A 16,272-nucleotide genomic window follows, 5' to 3' on the forward strand; every position below is an offset into this window, starting at 1 on the left:
GTGGCAGGCTGAAGCGGCGAAGAATGGCACGAACGTCGTGGGGTGGTGGACACACGGACACAAGGGTGAGGGTGATGGCAAAGAACGGGTGGACGCCGGCAGATGCGCCGCGGATGGACGGCAAGACCGTGGTGGTCACTGGTGCCAACACGGGCATCGGCCTGGAGACCACGCGCCACCTGGCGCGGCTGGGTGCCCACGTGCTGATGGCTTGCCGCAACGTCGACGCTGCAGCCGCCGCCCGCGCCGACATCCTCGCCGGTGTGCCCGCTGCTCGGCTGGACATCGTGCAGCTCGATCTCGGTGACCTCGCGTCGGAGCGCAAGGCGGCCGACGAGATCGGCAACAGCCATCCGGTGGTCGATGTCCTGATCAACAACGCGGGAGTCATGGCCGGTCGACGCGAATTCACCGCCGACGGCTTCGAGATGGATTTCGGGACCAGTTTTCTCGGCCACTTCGCATTGACGGGCCTGCTCCTCGAGCGCCTGTTGTCGGCGGATGCGGGACGGGTGGTGACGGTCGGCAGCAGTGCGCATCGCGCCGGCGTCATCGATTTCGACGATCTGACGATGGACCACTCGTTCAGCACCTCACGTGCCTACGCACGTGCGAAGTTCTCGCAGTTGGTGTTCGCGATGGAATTGCAGCGTCGGCTGTCGGCGAGCGGCCACACCGCGCCGATCTCGGTGGCCGCGCATCCGGGTGCCACCCACAGTGGGGTGATGCGCGATTCGGGCCGGCTGCTGCAGTGGCTGTTCACCACGCCGTCGCTGCACTGGTTGCGCAGGTCCTTCATCATGGAGGGTCCGGAAGGCGCATTGCCGTCCGTGCGCGCTTCCACCGATCCGGGTGTGATCGGTGGCCAGTATTTCGGTCCGTCGGGCCCGGGGCAGTTCAGCGGACCGCCGGTGCTGGTGGTGCCGAGTCCCCGGGTGTTCGACGGAGAACTCGGAAAGCGTTTGTGGGACAAGGCGGAAGAGCTGACCGGGGTCACGTACGCGTTTGGGCGGTGAGTGGTCTCGATACGCCGGCTCGCTTCGCTCGCGCGGCTACTCGACCGGCGGGAGGCCGCGCATCTTCGCCGATCGAGTAGCCGAGGAGCGTAGCGACGAGGCGGTGCCCCGCTGATCGAGTAGCCGAGGAGCGTAGCGACGAGGCGGTGCCCCGCTGATCCAGTAGCCGAGGAGCGTAGCGACGAGGCGGTGCCCCGCTGATCGAGTAGCCGAGGAGCGTAGCGACGAGGCGTATCGAGATCACCCGACCACGCCCCTCACACCCCCACTGCGCTCAACATCGCCAGCTTCTGATGGCTCTCGCTGCCCGGTGTCGCCGTGTAGACCAGCAGGGCCTGCGTGCCGTCGGGGTCGAGGAGGGTCTGGCAGAAGACCTCGATCAGCCCCAGATCCGGATGGAGAAGGCGTTTGCGCTGATCGGTCAGCGACGTGGCGACGTCGTGCCGGCCCCAGATCTCGCCGAACTCCGGACTCGCCGCGAGTAATGCGTCGGCGACCTCGGCCGCGTGTGACCCTGCCCCCTCGCGGGTGACCGCCGCCCGGAGCCGGGCGGTGTGTGCCCGTGCATGGTGATCGTGGTCGTCGACCGGAAAACGTTGTCTGGTGGCCGGATCGGTGAACCATCGGTAGGCGATGCTGCGGTGAAGGCCGGTGAACTGTGTCTCGTCGCCGACCAGTGCGACACCGGGCGCGGTTTGCACGAGCGTCTCTCCGGCACTGTTCACCACCATCGCGGGCGTATCGGCGAGCCGATCGAGGATGCGCATCATGCCCGGACCGACGTGGTCGGGAATGGCCATGCGGTCGGGGGCATTGTGCCCGGCGAGGCGGAAGAGGTGGTCGCGCTCGTCGAGAGTGAGGTGCAATGCACGTGCAATCGCCGCCACCATCTGGTCGGACGGTTGCGGCCCGCGCTGTTGTTCGAGGCGGCTGTAGTAGTCGGTCGACATCCCGGCGATCATCGCGACTTCTTCGCGTCGCAGGCCGCTCGTCCTGCGACGTTGTCCGGGTGGCAGCCCGACGTCGGCAGGTGCGAGCGATTCACGCCGTCGCCGGAGGAACTCGGCGAGCCCGGACCGATCGATCACTGCATTCCTCGATTCTGGCTGCGGGGTGGGTACTGAGTGGTGGGTACCCACCACTGTTCCGCATGGCGATGCCCGCATCCAGGGATCGGCAATCCAAGGATGACCGATTCCTTGAAGTGCGGGCGCGGACGCGGTGAAGTCGTAGGTGGCAGTACATCGGAGCGAAGGAGACATCATGAAGATCACCGGCAACACCATTTTCATCCCCGGCGCGACCTCCGGCATCGGCTTCGGCCTGGCGCTCCGATTGCACGAGGCCGGCAATCGCGTCATTGTCGGCGGACGCCGGGTCGCGCTGCTGGAACAGATCGCGTCGGACCATCCGGGGATGGAGACGATCAGGATCGACACCGCCGATGCCGCCGATGTCACACGCGCCTGCGCCGAAGTGCAGAAGCGGTTCCCCGAGACCAATGTCCTGATCGCGATGGCCGGCATCATGCGATCGGAGGATTTGAGTGATGCGGGCTTTCTCGACACGGCAGTCGCCGAGGTCGAGACGAACATCCTGGGGCCGCTGCGGCTCGTCGCGGCATTCGCCGAGTTCCTTGCCGCACAACCGGACGCGGTCATCATGACCGTGTCGTCGGGGCTGGCGTTCACTCCGATGGCGGGTACACCGACCTACAGCGCGACCAAGGCGGCGATCCACTCGTTCAGCGACAGTCTCCGACTTCAGCTGGCCGACAAGGGTATCGGTGTACTGGAGCTGGTTCCGCCGGCCGTGCAGACCGACCTGATGCCCGGCCAGGCGGAGGCCGACTGGGCCATGCCGCTCGACGATTTCCTCGACGAGGTGGTGTCGCTGCTGCCGACCGCGACCCGCGAGATCCTGGTTGATCGGGTGAAGCCGCTGCGCTTCTCGGCGCATGAGGGTAACTACGACGACCTGATGGCCGCTCTCGCGCAGCAGGCCGGGTGATCCTCCCCTGTTGATCGAGTAGCGACCCCCGTTGATCGAGTAGGGACGGAGCGTAGCGACGACCCGGTCCCACCGTTGATCGAGTAGGGACGGAGCGTAGCGACGACCCGTATCGAGATCATCGCCCTCGAACCCGCAGGTGCGCCAGTGATCTCGATACGCCCTCCGCTAGCGCTCCGGGCTACTCGATCGGCGGGACGAGTGGGGCTACTCGGTGGGTCAGTCGCCGCAGGGTTCGGCGGTCAGGTCGTCGATCCCGTTGCCCATGCAGGCCGCGGTCGCCGGGCCCGTGCCGGCCAGTCCGATTGTGGCAATGGCGGCGCACGCAGCCAGCACAGCAATGAATCGTCTTTTCATCGGTCTTGTCTCCCTCGGGAATTCACCGAACGATCGTGGATGCGCGGCACCACCCAACGACCCGGGCGGACGTTGCCCGGTGAAGCCTCGCTGGAGTCCATCCTTGCGCGGTCGACCGGGTGGCGCAATAGTCGGGAGACCTGTTCCCTGAGGAGCGAGCTCGCGAGCGTCTCGAAGGGTCACGCCAACGCGTCGGCCGCCCGCACGAAGGCGAGGTGGGACAGGGCCTGCGGGGTGTTACCCGCCTGGCGGCCCGCGCCGACGTCGTACTCCTCGGAGAACAGTCCGACGTCGTTGGCGGTGGCACACGCACGGGCCATCAGCGTCACCGCGTCGTGGTGCCGTCCACTCATCGCGTACTGCGTGACCAGCCAGAAGGTGCAGGCCAGGAACGGATGTTCGTCGCCGTCGAGCCCGTCGACCCCGGATCCGGTGCGATACCGGTGCACCAGTCCGCCGGGCATCAGAACCCGCTCGATCTCGGCGACGGTCGCGAGCATCCGGGGGTCGTCGGCGGCGCAGAAACCGACCTGTGGGAGCAGCAGCAACGACGCGTCCACTTCGTCGGTCCCGGCGTATTGGACAAATCGCCCGGCCGCCGGATCCACCCCCGCGCTGTCGATCTCGGCCCGGACCCGGGCGCGGAGTTCGCGCCAGTGCTCGGGTGAGCCGTCGAGGTCGAACTCTTCGGACGCACGGACACCGCGATCGAAGGCCGCCCAGATCATCGCGCGGGAATGGGTGAACATCTGCGGGTCCCCGCGCATTTCCCAGATCCCGTTGTCGGGACGTTCGAGATTCGCCTCGACCTGCTCGAGCAACGCCTTCTGCAGCGACCACGACATCGGGGTTTCCTGCAGTCCTGCCTGCCGTGCCGACTCGAGACCGCAGAGCACCTCGCCGATCACATCGCCCTGGTATTGGTTCACCGCGCCGTTTCCGATCCGAACCGGTGCGGCGTTCTGATAGCCCGGCAGATGCGTCAGCTCCCGCTCCTCGAGATCGCGCTCCCCGGCGATGCCGTACATGATCTGCAGTTCCTTGGTGTTGCCGGCGATCGCGCGCATCAGCCACATGCGCCAGTGCTCGGCAACCCGGAGAAAGCCGTGATTCACCAACGCCTCCAGGGTGAGCGAGGCGTCGCGCAGCCACACATATCGATAATCCCAGTTGCGGCTGCCGCCGAACTGTTCGGGGAGTGATGTGGTCGCGGCGGCGACGATGCCGCCGGTGTCGAGATTGCTCAGCGCACGCAGCGTGATCAGCGATCGGACCATCTGCTCGTGGTGCGGTCCGGAATGGTCGATGCGGCTCGACCATCCGGTCCACCAGCCGACTGCGTGGTCGAGCGCCGCGTCGACGTCGAGGGGGTCGGGTTCGGGCCGGTGCGAGTGATACCAGGTGAGCGTGAGGTCGACGGTCACGTCGGGTTCGACGGTGAAGAACCCGCGGTGCACGTTGCCGTCGGCGTGCAGCGCCGCCCCCCGCACGACCACCGCGTCCGGGCCCGCGATGGCACGCAGCGCGGGCCCCTCGGCGTTGCCGACCTGCAGGACCCACGGCACCGCCCGTGCGTAGTCGAAGCGCATCCGCAGATCGGTCTGGAACTCGACGTGGCCCGACAGCCCGACGACGCGTCGGACGAGGTCGACCCGACCGCCGTCGAGGGGCATGAACTCGTGCACCTCGGCCACGCCGGTCGAGGTCTCCCATCGCGTGACGAGGACGAGGGTGTCCCCCGTGTACGCACGACTGCACTGCGCCGATCCCTCCCGTGGTGCCAGCGTCCAGCAGCCGTGCTCTTCGTCGCCGAGCAGCGCGGCGAAGATCGACGCCGAGTCGAACCGGGGCACACAGAACCAGTCGATCTCGCCGCGACGCGACACGAGCGCTGCGGTGCGACAGTCGCCGATCAGGGCGTAATCCTCGATGTTCGGACGCATACATCGATTCTTACCGCCATCGTGCGATGTATCGGCGAGTTCGGCCCTGGCGAGTTCGATGCGCGTTACCGTCGGGCATGGCCGAGACGACACTCTTCATCCTTGGTGCGACGGGGGATCTGACCTCCCGCCTGCTGTTGCCGGCACTCGAGCAGCTCCTTGCTCTCGAGCCGGATCGCGACGTTCGGCTCGTCGGTGTAGGGCGGCGAGAGGTCTCCGACGATCAATGGCGCGACCGCGTCCGCGACGCGTTCGGTGACGAGCCGGCGCCCGCCGCGGCCCGACTCGCCGGCTCGACGACCTATCTGCAGGCGGATATCGGTTCCGCCGACGGGCTTCGAACGATTCTCGGGTCGGCGCAGGGCCGACCGATCCTCTACTTCGCCGTCCCGCCCGCGATCGCACAGGCATCGTGTGAGGCCATGACGGACGTGGAGGTACCGTCCGGCACCATCCTCGCTCTCGAGAAGCCGTTCGGCACTGATGAGGCGAGCGCGCATGCCTTCAACCAGACCCTGGCCCACCTCGTCCCGGAGAACCAGGTGTTCCGCGTCGATCATTTCCTGGGCCAGTCGATCCTCCTGGACCTGATCGGGGTGCGGTTCGCCAATCGTGTGTTCGAGCCGGTGTGGTCGGCCGATCACATCGAATCAGTCGTCATCCGCTACGACGAGACACTCGGACTCGAAGGCCGCGCAGGCTATTACGACAAAGCCGGTGCGTTCGTCGACATGTTGCAGAGTCACCTGCTCGAACTCCTCTCGGTGGTGGCAATGGATTCCCCCGCGTCGTTGGGCGAGCGAGATCTGCGCGATGCCACCGCGGCCGCCCTGCGCGCCACCCGCGTCTGGGAGGGCGATCCCATTCGTGCCTCCCATCGGGCGCGGTACACCTCGGGTGAGGTGGATGGTCATCGGCTGCCGGCCTACACCGACGAGGAGGGCGTCGATCCGTCGCGCAACACCGAGACGCTCGCCGAGGCAACCTTCGAGGTGCGTACCGCCCGCTGGGCGGGTGTGCCCTTCACCCTGCGGTCGGGCAAGGCGATCGAACCCGCGGTCAAGGAGATCGCCCTCACCTTCCGGCCGGTCCGTCATCTGCCGGAACAGTTTCGCGGTGAGGCGGCGAGCAACGTTCTCCGGTTCTCCTTCGGTCCGGACACGATGTCGTTGCGGCTCAACGTGCACGACGGTTCGCACCCGTTCGACCTGAAGGCGACCGAACTCGACGCCGATCTGGGGGTCGGGTCGCCTCGGGCCTACGCGGAGGTGTTGTCCGGAATCCTCGACGGCGACGCAACTCTCGCGGTGCGGGGCGACACCGCTGAGCAATGCTGGCGGATCGTCGCGCCGATCCTCGACGCCTGGCGGTCCGATCAGGTCCCGATTGACGAGTACCCGGCCGGCTCGAGCGGGCCGACGGACTGGCCTGCGCCGTGAGCGCCGGCCCGCAGTCGATGTCGCTGCGAACGGATCCGCAGGTCATCGAGGATCTCCGAATGCGTCTGAGGGCAACCCGCTGGCCGGACTCTCCCGCCGGTTGGTCCCTGGGGGCCGATGTCGACTACCTACGTAAGCTGATCGGCTACTGGGCGGACCAATTCGACTGGTCGGCACAGCAATCCGAGATCGACCGGCTCCCGCACCTGCGGGTCAAGGTCGGCGGCCTGGGGATACATGTCATCCATGCCCGCGCGCCGGACCGCGCCGGACCCGTGATGCCCCTGCTGCTCAACCACGGCTGGCCGGACTCGTTCTGGCGCTACCTCAAGGTGATTCCGCTGCTGAGTAACCCCGGGGCGCACGGTGGCGACCCCGCCGATGCCTTCGACGTGATCGTGCCCGACATGCCCGGTTTCGGATATTCCGATCACCCGGCCCATGCGTACGATTCGATCGCGGTGGCCATGCTGTGGGCGGAACTGATGACCGAGCTCGGATATGACACGTTCGGTACCGCCGGTGGCGACATGGGGAGTCAGGTCAGCAGGTTTCTCGCACTCGACCAACCCGAACGTGTCGTCGCCGTGCATCGTATGGATGCCGGATTGCCCAAGTACTGGGGAGACCCGGAAGAACTCGACGACACCGAACGCGCCTGGATCGAGACGGGGACGGTGTGGGCGCGCACCGAAGGCGCGTATGCGGCGATGCACAGCACCAAGCCGGTCACCGCCGCCGTCGGTCTCACCGACTCGCCTGCCGGCCTCGCGGCGTGGATCGTCGAAAAGCTGCGTGCATGGAGCGACTGCAACGGTGACCTCGAGACGGTGTTCACGAAGGACGAGATCCTTACCCTGCTCACCCAGTACTGGGTGACCGGCAGTATCGGATCGTCGATGCGGATGTACCACGCCAATGCGGTGATCCCGCTCGATCAGTACACCCGACATGTGGACGTGCCGTCGGGCTTCTCACTGTTCGGCGGTGACGTGCTCAAACCGCCGCGGGCCTGGCTCGAACGAACAGCGAATGTCGTCAGCGTGACGGAGCCGGAACACGGCGGGCATTTCGCGCCGTTCGAACAGCCCGAGCTGTACGCGCAGGAACTCCGGGACTTCTTTCGACCGTTCCGCAGCGGATTCGCAGACTGACGAGGCTGCACACCGCTCGGCGTGATCGAGCAGGAATCGAGAAGTCTTACGGAACGTTCGGGCCTAACGTCATACGCATGACAACAATCACCGCCATCACCCTCGACGTTCCTGACACCGCCGCCGCGGAGACCTTCTACGACAAAGCCTTCGGCCTGGGCGATCGACTCCGGTTCCGCACGGCCGAACAGCCGACCGCCGGCTTCCGGGGATTCGTCCTGTCCCTCGTCGTCGCCGATCCCGGCGTCGTCGATTCGCTGATCATGCCTGCTCTAGGCGCAGGTGCCACCGAGATCAAGCCCGCCAAGAAGTCCTTCTGGGGCTACGGCGGCGTGGTGCAGGCGCCGGACGGCACCATCTGGAAGGTCGCGACGTCGAACAAGAAGGCGTCCGGTGCCCCGGCCCGCCAGCTCGACGACATCGTGCTCCTCATCGGCGCCGACGACGTGGCCGCGAGCAAGAAGTTCTACGTCGAGCAGGGACTCGACGTCGCGAAGAGCTTCGGCCGCAAGTATGTCGAGTTCGCAAGCGAGCCCGATTCGGTGAAGCTGGCACTCTACGGACGGCGCGCCGCGGCCAAGGATGCCGGGGTGGATGCGGAGGGCAGTGGGTCGCATCGGCTGCTGGTTGGCAGCTCCGGTGCGTCGTTCACCGACCCCGATGGCTTCGTGTGGGAGCCGGCCCAGTAGGTCCGGGAGGGCATTAGGCTGGTCGCCGTCACGTACCCCGGCGAAGTGGATCAGTCGATGGAGCGCATCATCAGCGGAGATGAACGAGCCCTGCTGGAGAACATGGTCGACCGCAATCGGGAGGCGTTGATCGAGTCCGTCGTCCGACTCTCGGACGCGTCATCGCGGTCGCGACTCGTGCCGTCGGCGACAACGCCGATCGGCCTCCTCAGACACGGTGCGGCGGCGGAACGTTTCTGGTTTCAGCACATCCTGGACGGACGGGCGAAAGAGGACTGTAGCGGACCGGCCACCCCGGGGGAGGCGAGCTTTGCCATCCCCGACGGCCGGTCGCTCGACGACGTCGTCGACGAGTTCCGGAGCGCCGCCGCGGAATCGCGCGAGATCGTGTCCTCGTACGACATGTCCGACACCTTTCAGAACTCGCACGGTGCGGACGTGAGCGTTCGGTGGCTCATGCTGCACATGATCGAAGAGATCGCTCGCCACGCCGGGCACGCCGACATCCTGGTCGAACTCATCACCGCCGAGGCCGCACCGACATGAACCTTCTCGGCGGCTCGCCGAGTTCCCGGGTGAAGGCAGTGACAAAGGCCGACGGGGTCGAATAGCCGGCGCGGGCACTCACCTGGGTGACCGGCTCGCCTGCGGACAGGGGCTCGAGTGAGTCCAGGATGTGTGCACGTCGCCGCCACGCGCCGAGGCTGACACCGGTCTCACCGAGAAATCGCCGTTCGAGCGTTCGTTGGCTCACGCCCACCTGCCGTGCGACCGCGTCGAGGGTTGCGTCGGGTTCCGCGCGGATGATGTCGGCGGCCCGTCGCGTCTCCGGAGTGTGCGGCGTCGCCAGATGGAGCCCGGTGCGGGGCAGCGCACGCAACTGGTCGAGCAGAACGCTCAGCAGCGCCCGATCGATCTCGCGGGAATCGTCGAGCGGACACACACGGACCACATGGAGCAACAACTCCCGAGGAAATCCGTGGAGTGCCACCACGTGTGCCGTCGGAGGGCAGGCGTCGAGGTGTGCCGCGAAGTACAGCGTGCGGATCGCGACCGGGTGGCGATTGGCCAGGGTGGCCGCGATGCCGTCCGGCAGCCACAGGGCTCGGTGGGGCGGGACGGTCCAGAGGTCCCGGGCGGTATGGACGGTGACGGTTCCCGCGGCCGTGTACACGAGACGGTCCCAGCCGGCCTGCGCGGGAACAACGGTGCGCCCACCGGGATGGGTGACCGCGTAACCGCGGAGCATCGGCTCCGACTCGTGTCGGGTATTCGACATTTCCTGGCAAAGATTACGTCGCGCGACGTCGATTCGCGGTGCAACGATCATGTCGTGACCGCAAATCTTTCTCACTTCGCCATCAATGCCGACGACGTCTACGAGAGCAAGACGTTCTATGAGAAGGTGCTGGGCTGGCGGTTCAGCGCATGGGGCCCGCCCGGCTTCTTCAAGATCCACACCGGTTCCGACGGCGAACCCGGCGTCGACGGCGCTTTGCAGCAACGCCGCGAACTGGTCGACGGGCGCCCCACCCTGGGGCTGGAATGCACGTTTGCGGTCGACGACGTAGACGCCACCGCGCTGTCGGTGCGCGACGCGGGTGGAACGATCCTGATGGAGCGATTCACCATTGCTGGTGTCGGCCATCTCATCTTCTTCGCCGATCCGGCCGGCAATCCGATCGGGGCGATGCAGTACGACGATCAGGCGGGGTAGCCCGGCCTGCCGACCGCCACCGTCGCGTCTCGACCGGTCATGTTGACACGCCGGGTATTTCAGCTCCCGGTGACGACCGCGACGCCGACACGTCCGCCGTCGACGTCGACGACGGTGCCATGGACGAACTCTGCGTCGTCGGATGCCAGGTAGGCCGCCGCGGCCGCGATCGCGTCGGGGTGGCCCGCGCGGCCGGCAGGCGTACCGATCATCAAGGCCTCCCCGGGATATACGGCGTCGGAGTCGAGATCGGGCGTGCGGATGACGCCGGGCGAGACCGCGTTGACCCGGATGTTGTCTGCACGGAACTCCGCAGACCATGCACGCGTGAGGGTTTCGAGTGCGCCCTTGCTCGACGCATAGAGGGCTCCCGAACCGATACCGAGCCTGGCCACCCAACTCCCGAGATTGACGATGACGCCGCCCCCGGAGGCGGACATCGTCGGTACGAGCGCTTGCACGAGGAAGAACGGCGCCTTCACATTGACGCCGTACACCCGATCAAAGGTGTCGTCGTCGACGGTTCTGGTGGTGGAGGAGGGAAAGATCCCCGCGTTGTTCACGAGGATGTCGAGTCGACCGCCTGCCGCGGATACGGCCTCGCGGGCGAGTGTTGCACTCGCGGACGAACTGCCGTCGAGGTCCGCCCGGACAAAATCGGCGCGGCCTCCCCGGTCGCGGATGTGCTCGACGACCGACCGGCCACGGTCGGGGTCTCGACCGGAAACGACGACATGCGCTCCTTCATCGGCGAAGCGATAGGCGATGGCACGGCCGATGTTGCTGGTCGAGCCGGTGATCAGTGCGGTCCTGCCGTCGAGTCGCTGCATGTCCGCCGACGGTAGGCGGGTATTTCTGGACCGGCAAGTCCAAAAACGTCGTAGGCTGGGTCACGTGGCATTGACGACGAAGGGGCGGGCGACCCGCAAACGGATCGTCGAGGAGACGGCCGCGTACCTGCGGCAGGGCGACCCCGGCGGCGTCACCCTCGACGACGTGCGCACGGTCACCGGGACCAGCAAGAGTCAACTCTTCCATTACTTCCCGGGCGGGAAGGAGGAGCTGTGGTTGGAGGTCGCCCGGCACGAGGCGGACCGGGTGCTGGAGGACCAGCAACCGTATCTGGGCACCCTGGACACCTGGGAGGCGTGGGAGCGCTGGCGGGAGGTGCTCGTCGCGCGGTATCGGGCGCAGGGGCCGCACTGCCCACTCGCCGCCCTGATGAGTCAGGTGGGCGCGGCACCGGGCGCTGCCGATGTGGCGACGGCGTTGCTCCAGCGATGGCAAAGGCAAGTGCGACAGGGGATCACCGCACTTCAGTCGAGTGGGATCGCTCGCCCGGGTGTGGACGCCGATGGTCTCGCGGCCGCATTGATCGCCGGTATCCAGGGAGGGGTGACGGTTCTCCGGACGACGGGGGACACGGCTCACCTCGAAGCCGTGCTCGACGTCCTGTTCGCGCACCTGCGGCCCGAGTGAGGTGATGCAACCCCGATGATGTTAAACGCCGCTGTCTATGATTTGCTGGCCTCACGCTGGAATTCGACGAGGGGAATTCTTCGATGGGGGTGGGCAGTGTCGGTGATCCCTGACCGCATCGACGCGCTCTTCGAGTTCTGGCCGGACCTGACGGCTGCGGAAGTGGTGGGGCGCGCTCGCGAGCGGGGCCACCACCTCGACGTCGGCACGCTGTCGGCCGCCCGGTCTGGTCATATCGTGCATCCATCGGTGGAGACCGTCATCGCCATCGCCGCCGGGTTCGGCGTCACTCCGGAGTATTTCGCAGAAGCCGGCGATACGCCGGCCTCCGGCGACGAGATCCGGACCGCGCGGCTCGAGGTCGACCACGACCTGTGGATGATGGCCGTGGCGATCGCTCGGCTCCCGCCCGATCGGCGCGACAGTGTTCTCGAGTTGCTGGATTTCCTCGAGACCACCGACCACCCCCTCGCGCGGCCTGCGTCGCCGGACCACGACGAGCGGCGGCGAGGGAACTCGTGACGGGCCGATGATTTCTCCGGGCTCTTGCAGTCTGACCATCGTCAGCAACGTCGAGAGTGCAGGATTGTCGAATGGGTCAGCTACTGAAAGTGCAGAACTTCACCGTGTCGCGCGACGGCTTCGGGGCCGGTGACGGACAGAGCCTCGAACGGCCGTTCGGTCATGCCGATCCGGCTTCGCTGATGTCGTGGGCGGGCGCGACCGCGAGTTGGCCCAATCGCACCGACTCCGGCGGCAGCCGCGGGCTCGACGACTACCTGACCCGCGACTTCTCCCACAACATCGGTGCCGAGATCATGGGCAGCAACAAGTTCAGCCCGTACCGCGGACCCTGGGAGGACCACAGCTGGCTCGGCTGGTGGGGCGACGAGCCGCCGTTCCACACGCCGGTGTTCGTCCTGACCCATCACCTGCGACCGTCATTCACCCTGTCGGATACGACGTTCCACTTCGTCGACGACGACCCGGCGGCGGCCCTCGACAAAGCGAAGGCGGCCGCCGACGGCAAGGATGTGCGGCTCGGCGGCGGCGCGACCACCGTGCGGGAATTCCTCGACGCCGGTCTGGTCGACACCTTGCACGTGGCGGTGTCCGAGGAGGTCGAGCTCGGGTCCGGGGTGCGACTCTGGGAGTCACCCGACGAGCTGCTCGATCGCTATCACTGCGACGTCGTGCCGAGTCCTGGCGGTGCGGTCACGCATCACCTGTTCTGGCGGCGGTGACATAACGCAGGTGGGTGGCGCGGCGACCGGGGACGACCGTCGGGTCCGCGAGGAGCCGGTGGCCGTTCGCGAGCGGGCCGAAGTAGCGGATCCCCTCGCCGAAGAGCACCGGCACGAGGCTGACGCAGATCTCGTCGACCAGATCGAGGTCGAGAGCCTGTTGGATGATCGTCGGGCTGGCGATGATCACATCGCCGGCACCCGCGATCTCTCGTGCACGTGAGACGGCGGCGGCGACGTTGTCGACGAAGGTGGTGTTCGGCCACCGTGCCGTGGCGTCCTCCGGCGGATGATGAGTGACGACGACGACCGGGACCCCGACCGGATGATGGTCGCCCCAGCCATCGGTGATGTCGAAGAGGTGTCGACCCGACACGAGCGCGCCGGCGTTGCCGGTCAACTCGCCGAGGACGTCCGCGTCGGCATCGTCGACGTGGAACCCGATGTCCTCATTGGCGCTGGGCACCGCCGTCTCGCCGGCGTCGTACCAGGCGAACAGCTCGCCCGGATCGTCGTTCGGGTCGGCGATGAAGCCGTCGAGCGACATCGTCATGTGCGTGATGACTTTTCCCATGGTCGAGCCTCCTCGATCGCGCCGGTCAACAGTTGTGACCAGGCGCGACCGAGGAACTCATCGGAGTGGGCGAGAAACGTTCGACGGTGAGGCTCTACAGCCGACCGACCACGTAGTGGGCGGCATCCAGTGGCATGCCGTTGACGGTGTACAGCACGTGCAGCGCGTTGGGCTGTCCCACCGGTGCGCCGTTGCAGATGGTGTCGCCGGGGATGCAGTACCGGACCGTCTTGGGCTCATAGGGGGCACCGACGCGAATCCGCGGTGCACCGATGTCGCTGATGAACCGGTCCGAAGGCGGTGCGAAGAGCACCACCGCCGCGACATGGCTCGCCACCTTGGCGGGCAGCGGGGCGGGCACCTGTGACTCGTACTGACGGTAGCGATCGGCGATCGTGATCTTGCCGCTCGTCGCGTAACCGGCGACCACGGCTCCCTGCGAATATCCGCCGAGGACGATCCGGGTTCGCGGGCAGGTGGCGGCGATGGTCTTCACTTCGTTCTGGGCTTCCTTTACGCCGTCCACCACGGTCTTGACGAACTTCGGACGATTGTTGAAATCGCTGCTCGCGGGGTATTTCACACCCTGGGCGGCCACCGACTTGCCCGGCAGTTGCGACCGGAGCGCCCCGACGAACGACTGACCGGTCAATCCGATCGGTGGCGCCGGTTCGGCCGTGCCGCGGGCAAAGACGACCGCGACGTCGGAGCAGGTGGCGGCCGATGCCTTAGGAGCGTTCATCACCACCCCGCCGGCAACAGCCGCGAACAAACAGAGAAACGACACGGTCAATCGGGCGCCGACGCTGGACAGAGCACTGGTTGAACTGTGGGATTCAAGGTTCATGCACATTGTTCGGACGTGGATGGCGTTCGGATGGGTCGGATGTCCACCTGTTTTCCGGGAGTTGTTCGGGCCGGTTGACTCGAATGGCGGCCGCGATACTGCGCGGGCGCGGCGGTCACGGCTTTCGGTCGAGGAGATCGTCACTCGACCGTGGGGGAGTGCCCAGTAGACCGCGGAGGGTCAGGCGCTCACCGCAGCAGCCGATTTGCGTGCCGCAGCGTAGGTGCGAGCAGCCTCGGCCGGTGAGTCGACCTGAGGTGGCGAACCGGTCAGTGGTTGCCGCGCCGACTCACGCAGGAACACCACCGCGACGAGCCCCACCAGCCCGCTCGCGATGAGGTAGAAGCCCGGTACCAGATGGTTTCCGGTGGCGCTGACCAGTGCCGAGGCGACCAGTGGCGTGGTGCCGCCGAACGCGGACACCGCGATGTTGAAGCCGATCGACAGCGCTCCGTAGCGCACCGTCGTCGGGAAGAGCGCGGGCAGCGTCGAGGCGGTCGGCGCGGCGAAACACGCCAGAATCGCACCGAATACGACGCATGCGACGATCGGCGCCCAGAGTGTGTCCATTCCGAACAGGACGAAACATGGTACTGCGACGATGATCTGGAGGACGGCGCCGAAGGCGAAGACGGGTCGTCGTCCGATGTAGTCGGTGAGGCGGCCCAGCATCACGATCAGCGCCACCACCACGAGCATCGAAAGCAACACCAGCAGATCGGAACTGAGTTGGCTGCGCCCGACGACGTCGGTGAAGTAGGTCGGCAGGTATGCGGTGATCATGTAGTTGGTGACGTTGTAGAGGATCACCAGTCCGATGCAGACCAGCAGCGGTCGCCAGAACCGCACGAAGATGGCGCCGATCTCACGGCTGGCGCTCTCGGCCCTCTTGACCTGGGCGTCGTGCTCGTCGAGTTGTTTCCGGAAGGCCGGTGTGTCCTCCAGGCGCAGACGTAGATACAGCCCGATCAAACCCATCGGGCCGGCGATGAAGAACGGGATGCGCCAGCCCCACGAGGTCATCGTGTCGTCGCCGAGCCAAGCGTTGAGGACGGTGACGAGGAATGAACCGAGCGAATACCCGATGAACGTCCCGAAATCGAGCCAGCTGCCCAGAAATCCACGGCGGCGATCCGGCGAGTACTCGGCGATGAATGTGGTGGCCCCGCCATACTCGCCGCCGGTGGAAAAGCCCTGCACCATGCGAGCCGCGAGCAGCAGAATCGGCGCCCAGATGCCGATCGAGGCATAGGACGGGATGAGGCCGACGGCGAAGGTGCCGGCAGCCATCATGATCATCGTGACCGCCAGGACTTTCTGCCGGCCCACCCGGTCGCCGAGCGGGCCGAAGAAGAACCCGCCGAGCGGCCGCACGATGAAGGCTGCCGCGAACGTCGCGAAGGTGGCCAGCAATTGGGCGCTCGACGAAGCGTCGGGGTAGAAGACCTTTCCGAGGGTGGCGGCGAGATAGCCGTACACGCCGAAATCGAACCACTCCATCGTGTTGCCCAGTGCGGCTGCGGCAATGGCTCGCTTGAGCATCGGCTGGTCCACGACGGTGATGGACTCTTCGGTCAGTGGCGGTTTCCGGCGGATCAACGCGCCCAGCGAGCGCAGATGACGTTCCACCACGTGAGCGTGCGCCCACTGAATAGGTGAGGTCCTGCCGTCGGCAACTCCGGATTCGGACATCTTTCCAGGGTAGGCAGTCGACGTGGTCGGCGGTGAAACTTCAAGCGTCTCCGGCAGTTTGGGTGGTTTGTCCAAATTGTTCGAGTTCAACCTCCGCTGTGGTGCTACATT

At 66.5% G+C, this 16,272-nt stretch carries 18 protein-coding genes; 10 read left to right on the top strand and 8 right to left on the bottom strand.

Going from position 1 to position 16,272, the window contains the following annotated elements; genetic code table 11:
- Window positions 1-74 precede the first annotated feature (74 nt).
- A complete protein-coding gene (locus ACLQ3I_RS07450; protein WP_425800954.1) occupies window positions 75-1,016 on the top strand; it encodes an oxidoreductase in 942 nt (313 codons plus the stop codon).
- 257 nt (window positions 1,017-1,273) lie between these two features.
- On the opposite strand, the gene ACLQ3I_RS07455 is transcribed toward ACLQ3I_RS07450, so the two are convergent.
- Window positions 1,274-2,104 carry a helix-turn-helix transcriptional regulator gene (locus tag ACLQ3I_RS07455; RefSeq protein WP_425792291.1) on the bottom strand — a complete coding sequence of 277 codons (831 nt, stop codon included), beginning with the start codon at window positions 2,102-2,104 and terminating at the stop codon, window positions 1,274-1,276.
- Between the two features lie 175 nt (window positions 2,105-2,279).
- Between ACLQ3I_RS07455 and ACLQ3I_RS07460 the strand changes: the two genes are divergently transcribed.
- A complete protein-coding gene (locus ACLQ3I_RS07460; protein WP_425800956.1) occupies window positions 2,280-3,026 on the top strand; it encodes an SDR family oxidoreductase in 747 nt (248 codons plus the stop codon).
- Window positions 3,027-3,245: 219 nt separating this feature from the next.
- Here the strand turns inward: ACLQ3I_RS07460 and ACLQ3I_RS07465 are convergent, their stop codons facing one another.
- Together ACLQ3I_RS07465 and ACLQ3I_RS07470 are read right to left on the bottom strand one after the other, a co-directional pair.
- Window positions 3,246-3,383 (bottom strand): hypothetical protein, encoded by a 138-nt coding sequence (locus ACLQ3I_RS07465; protein ID WP_425792293.1) that lies wholly within the window; start codon window positions 3,381-3,383, stop codon window positions 3,246-3,248.
- 179 nt (window positions 3,384-3,562) lie between these two features.
- Complete coding sequence (locus ACLQ3I_RS07470) at window positions 3,563-5,326, bottom strand: glycoside hydrolase family 15 protein (RefSeq protein ID WP_425800958.1); 1,764 nt, start codon at window positions 5,324-5,326, stop codon at window positions 3,563-3,565.
- A 77-nt stretch (window positions 5,327-5,403) separates the two neighbouring features.
- Between ACLQ3I_RS07470 and ACLQ3I_RS07475 the strand changes: the two genes are divergently transcribed.
- The 4 genes from ACLQ3I_RS07475 to ACLQ3I_RS07490 all read left to right on the top strand — a co-directional run bounded on the left by ACLQ3I_RS07475 (window position 5,404) and on the right by ACLQ3I_RS07490 (window position 9,154).
- Window positions 5,404-6,765, top strand: coding sequence for a glucose-6-phosphate dehydrogenase (locus ACLQ3I_RS07475; RefSeq protein ID WP_425800960.1), 1,362 nt, complete (start codon window positions 5,404-5,406; stop codon window positions 6,763-6,765).
- Between the two features lie 17 nt (window positions 6,766-6,782).
- Window positions 6,783-7,919: an epoxide hydrolase family protein gene (locus ACLQ3I_RS07480; RefSeq protein WP_425801891.1), complete on the top strand. Its 1,137-nt coding sequence runs from the start codon at window positions 6,783-6,785 to the stop codon at window positions 7,917-7,919.
- 77 nt (window positions 7,920-7,996) lie between these two features.
- Entirely contained in the window at window positions 7,997-8,608 is a 612-nt protein-coding gene (locus ACLQ3I_RS07485) for a glyoxalase (protein WP_425792296.1), read from the top strand.
- A gap of 57 nt (window positions 8,609-8,665) precedes the next feature.
- A complete protein-coding gene (locus tag ACLQ3I_RS07490; protein ID WP_425792297.1) occupies window positions 8,666-9,154 on the top strand; it encodes a DinB family protein in 489 nt (162 codons plus the stop codon).
- On the opposite strand, the gene ACLQ3I_RS07495 is transcribed toward ACLQ3I_RS07490, so the two are convergent.
- The gene (locus ACLQ3I_RS07495) at window positions 9,129-9,887 is read right to left on the bottom strand and encodes a helix-turn-helix domain-containing protein (protein ID WP_425800962.1); all 759 of its coding nucleotides are present in this window, start codon (window positions 9,885-9,887) and stop codon (window positions 9,129-9,131) included. The genes ACLQ3I_RS07490 and ACLQ3I_RS07495 overlap by 26 nt on opposite strands.
- A gap of 54 nt (window positions 9,888-9,941) precedes the next feature.
- Between ACLQ3I_RS07495 and ACLQ3I_RS07500 the strand changes: the two genes are divergently transcribed.
- On the top strand, window positions 9,942-10,325 hold the full coding sequence (locus tag ACLQ3I_RS07500; RefSeq protein WP_425800964.1) for a VOC family protein: 384 nt from the start codon (window positions 9,942-9,944) through the stop codon (window positions 10,323-10,325).
- Between the two features lie 59 nt (window positions 10,326-10,384).
- On the opposite strand, the gene ACLQ3I_RS07505 is transcribed toward ACLQ3I_RS07500, so the two are convergent.
- Window positions 10,385-11,155: an SDR family NAD(P)-dependent oxidoreductase gene (locus ACLQ3I_RS07505; RefSeq protein ID WP_425800966.1), complete on the bottom strand. Its 771-nt coding sequence runs from the start codon at window positions 11,153-11,155 to the stop codon at window positions 10,385-10,387.
- A gap of 64 nt (window positions 11,156-11,219) precedes the next feature.
- Between ACLQ3I_RS07505 and ACLQ3I_RS07510 the strand changes: the two genes are divergently transcribed.
- From ACLQ3I_RS07510 to ACLQ3I_RS07520, 3 genes are all read left to right on the top strand, one after another.
- Window positions 11,220-11,804 carry a TetR/AcrR family transcriptional regulator gene (locus tag ACLQ3I_RS07510; RefSeq protein WP_425792299.1) on the top strand — a complete coding sequence of 195 codons (585 nt, stop codon included), beginning with the start codon at window positions 11,220-11,222 and terminating at the stop codon, window positions 11,802-11,804.
- A 102-nt stretch (window positions 11,805-11,906) separates the two neighbouring features.
- A complete protein-coding gene (locus tag ACLQ3I_RS07515; RefSeq protein WP_425800968.1) occupies window positions 11,907-12,326 on the top strand; it encodes a hypothetical protein in 420 nt (139 codons plus the stop codon).
- 71 nt (window positions 12,327-12,397) lie between these two features.
- Window positions 12,398-13,048, top strand: a complete 651-nt coding sequence (locus tag ACLQ3I_RS07520) for a dihydrofolate reductase family protein (RefSeq protein ID WP_425800970.1) — start codon at window positions 12,398-12,400, stop codon at window positions 13,046-13,048.
- Here the strand turns inward: ACLQ3I_RS07520 and ACLQ3I_RS07525 are convergent.
- The 3 genes from ACLQ3I_RS07525 to ACLQ3I_RS07535 form a co-directional block, all read right to left on the bottom strand.
- Entirely contained in the window at window positions 13,020-13,622 is a 603-nt protein-coding gene (locus ACLQ3I_RS07525) for a dihydrofolate reductase family protein (RefSeq protein ID WP_425792302.1), read from the bottom strand. The genes ACLQ3I_RS07520 and ACLQ3I_RS07525 overlap by 29 nt on opposite strands.
- 94 nt (window positions 13,623-13,716) lie before the next feature.
- Window positions 13,717-14,364, bottom strand: a complete 648-nt coding sequence (locus ACLQ3I_RS07530; RefSeq protein WP_425800972.1) for a cutinase family protein — start codon at window positions 14,362-14,364, stop codon at window positions 13,717-13,719.
- A gap of 285 nt (window positions 14,365-14,649) precedes the next feature.
- Window positions 14,650-16,161 (bottom strand): MFS transporter, encoded by a 1,512-nt coding sequence (locus tag ACLQ3I_RS07535; protein ID WP_425800974.1) that lies wholly within the window; start codon window positions 16,159-16,161, stop codon window positions 14,650-14,652.
- Window positions 16,162-16,272: the final 111 nt, after the last annotated feature.

Origin of the sequence: Gordonia sp. DT101 (assembly GCF_049844895.1) — a bacterium.
In the GTDB taxonomy this organism is placed as follows: domain Bacteria; phylum Actinomycetota; class Actinomycetes; order Mycobacteriales; family Mycobacteriaceae; genus Gordonia.